Source organism: Sulfuriflexus sp., from assembly GCF_032250955.1.
GTDB lineage: Bacteria > Pseudomonadota > Gammaproteobacteria > AKS1 > AKS1 > Sulfuriflexus.
In genome coordinates this window covers 1-3039 of sequence record NZ_JAVVES010000125.1, presented here as the reverse complement: position 1 = coordinate 3039, position 3039 = coordinate 1, and the positions used below count along the sequence as shown (strand labels likewise).

Genomic DNA, 3039 nt, shown 5'->3' with positions numbered 1-3039 from the left:
CGCATCAATCAACCTGGTTACCTTATTTTCTCGAAGCTTACTGCTTGTCAGGCTTATGTTAACGGGACAGCAGTGAAGAGATGTGATCTATATATTCGTGAATATCATACCGAACTTTACTGGGCTTTAAAAACGCTCATCAATCAGCAATCCGAAATCATCGATGTTCTTTTATATCATCAATTGCCTTGAACCTTCGGAACGAAGGTTAAGGTACTCATAATTGCCTCGACCCATTGGAAATGGGTGAGGTTGCCCTGACGCAGGAAGCGTAGGGTACTCACAATGGAGCAGATAGGATCCTGTGAGACAGCATAATGAACCCTGAAAGGGTTCTATGGTGTAAGCCCGAAGGGATTCTGTGAGCCATCAATCATTACTCATCAATTAAAGTGTTAAGCACGCTTAACACGTCTGCCGTATCCCACTCTCTGCCGCCGAACAGGGCGTAACGGATCCTGCCTTGTTTGCCGATGATGTACGTTGTCGGAAAGGCGAACACCCCCCAGTTCTTCAGCGTGGCGCCGTCACTGTCGAGCAGGATCGGGAAGTTGACCTGTACGGTTTCGGTAACGAAGCGTTGAATGGTCGCTTTGTCCTCGGCCATGTTAACGGCGAGTATCTCAAAGGGCTTGTCACTCAGCATGTCACGTAGCCGCTGCATGGATGGCATTTCATGCACACAGGGCGGACACCACGAGGCCCAGAAATTCACCATCACGACCTTGCCTTTATAGTCAGGCAAGGATAAGCGCTTATCCGTAAGCGTCGGCAGGCTGAGCGACGGTGGCTCGGGGTTGCCGGCGAAGACTTTTAGTTCACGTACTTTTTTTATTGTGGCTACTTTTTCTTCGACTGGCTCATCACTGACCACGGCCTGCCGCCTGGGCTCGAGATGACTGAGCAGTGCCGCCGCCTGCATGAGCAGGTTGGGTAGTTGTTCGGCAACGGCGTCTTCGAGTGGTGTCGCGTCGGAGCGGTAATAGAAACGATCACGCACACCGTATAAGGCGCGCACAAATACCTCGCTGCCGCCTTTCTCCAGTGCCGGGATGGTCTGGTCCAGTTTCCACCACCAGGGTGACTGGCCGGGTTGCATCACAAAAACCGGCAGGTTGGTCTGCTCGACCACCGGCATAAGCTCGGCTGCCTGCCCCGGCTCGGGGGTTTCGAGGAAAAATTTCGGGCTCATCAGGATCAAGCCGTGCAGGGCATCGCTGAGGGGGTTTTCCATTTGCCATTGACGGATACCGCGCAACACCGGGATTGCACCGCGGCCGCTGGTTACATAATAAACCTGTTTACCGGTGCTTGCGGCCGCGGCCAGCAGATCGGCGATTTGCCCGGCGGGGATCTTGTCCATGCTGCTGGCCACGACCGGCAGGAAGTTGGCGGCAAACAGGTCCGGGTACCAGACCTCGATACCCGCCCCGGCCAGTTGCCGGGCGCTATCCCGTTCGGCCTGTTGCAGGCCGGCCTCCGGTGCCAGCCAGATAAAAAGCTTACTGTCCGTCGCCGGGTAATATGACAGCGTCAGCTCGGTTTCGTCACGGAGGCTAAGCGTCTTTTCGCTTGCCGCATAAGCAGCACTGCTGCTGACGGCCAGTAGTATCGCGGTAAAAAGGAATTTTAAGAGATTATGCATTCGGGCTAACGGGGTTATGCTTATCTGTGCCACATGAGCGGCTTTCTGACTACGAGACCCTGATTTCCTTCTGAATATATTCGCGTATGTCGATGCCATAGGCATCCGGTTCGAGGACTTTCTTTACCTCGAGTGGCTGCTCGGCCTTGCCGCGCATAAAGCGGGACAGGTCGATAATTTTTGGCGGCAACATGGTTTTCTTTTCCGCATCCCGCACCAGCATCACCATCGGCGTCAGACGGGTACTTTGTGCCACGGAAATGACGATGCCGACCTCATCGGAACTCAGCTCCACCAGGCTGCCAATGGGATAGATACCGAGACAACGGATAAAGCGTTCCACCAGGTCACCGTCCAGATCATGCTCACGCCACTCAAACATATTCTTTAGTGCATCCAGTGTATTCATACCATGATGATAGGCGCGGTCACTGGTAATGGCATCGTAGATGTCGACTATGGCCACCATCTTCGCGAACAGCGGGATTTCAGCATCACGCAGACCCTGCGGATAGCCGGTGCCTTTCTTGCGCTCGTGGTGTGAATAGGCAATCTCCAGTGTGCTCGGCGGCAGCCCGGCAGTTCCCTGCAGGATCTCATAGCCATGGCGGGCGTGCTCGCGGATGACGGCATATTCCTCAAGGTTTAATTTGCCTTCCTTATTGAGGATTTCAAGCGGGATACGCATTTTACCAATATCATGCAAGAGCGCGCCGATACCCAGTTCATTCAGTTCCTCCTCGTTCAGCCCCAGGTAGCGGCCAAAGGTCAGGGCAAAGATACAGACATTCAGGCTGTGAATCGCCGTGTACTCATCGCGCTTGCGCAGGTTAGTGAGCCATTGCATGGCATCCGGATTGCGGACAATGCTGTCGACCATGTCCGAAACCGCTTCCTTGGCCCCCGTGACGTCGATACTCCTGCCCATACGCGCATCATTGAACATGTCGTCAAGCTGGCTGCGGGTATGGGCATGTATATGGCGGGCATGGCTTATCTCCTCTTCAAAAGAGACGTTCACTACCTTGCGCTGCCGTGAATCCAGGTCAATACGTTCTATTGTGGCGGCCGGCCTGTGCTGAATCGATACATCGATGTCATCGCCTCTCTCGGGGTCGATAACAACATAGGCGCAGAGTGTCTGCAGTTGCTGCAGGTCTTCAGCTGAATCAACCACGAAACCCTGAAAGAGGAACGGCGACTCCAGCCATGGCCTGTCCAGCTCGGACACATACATGCCCTGTTTCAGATACATCGTATCAATTTGTTTTTTCATTTCCCGGGCTGTCCAATGCATGCTAAATAATATTTTCCTATCACTGCTGTCCCGTTAATTCCCTCTCCCTTCGGGAGAGGGTTAGGGTGAGGGGATTTAGATTCGATAACACATTGTT

General features: G+C 53.6%; 3 protein-coding genes. 1 reads left to right on the top strand and 2 read right to left on the bottom strand.

Going from position 1 to position 3039, the window contains the following annotated elements:
* Window positions 1–192 (top strand): hypothetical protein (locus tag RQ738_RS13455; RefSeq protein WP_314165825.1); only part of this gene is annotated, 192 nt, incomplete at its 5' end.
* 184 nt (window positions 193–376) lie between these two features.
* Here RQ738_RS13455 and RQ738_RS13450 read toward each other — a convergent pair.
* Window positions 377–1645, bottom strand: a complete 1269-nt coding sequence (locus RQ738_RS13450) for a TlpA disulfide reductase family protein (protein WP_314165824.1) — start codon at window positions 1643–1645, stop codon at window positions 377–379.
* A gap of 49 nt (window positions 1646–1694) precedes the next feature.
* On the bottom strand, window positions 1695–2921 hold the full coding sequence (locus tag RQ738_RS13445; RefSeq protein WP_314165822.1) for an HD-GYP domain-containing protein: 1227 nt from the start codon (window positions 2919–2921) through the stop codon (window positions 1695–1697).
* Window positions 2922–3039 lie beyond the last annotated feature (118 nt).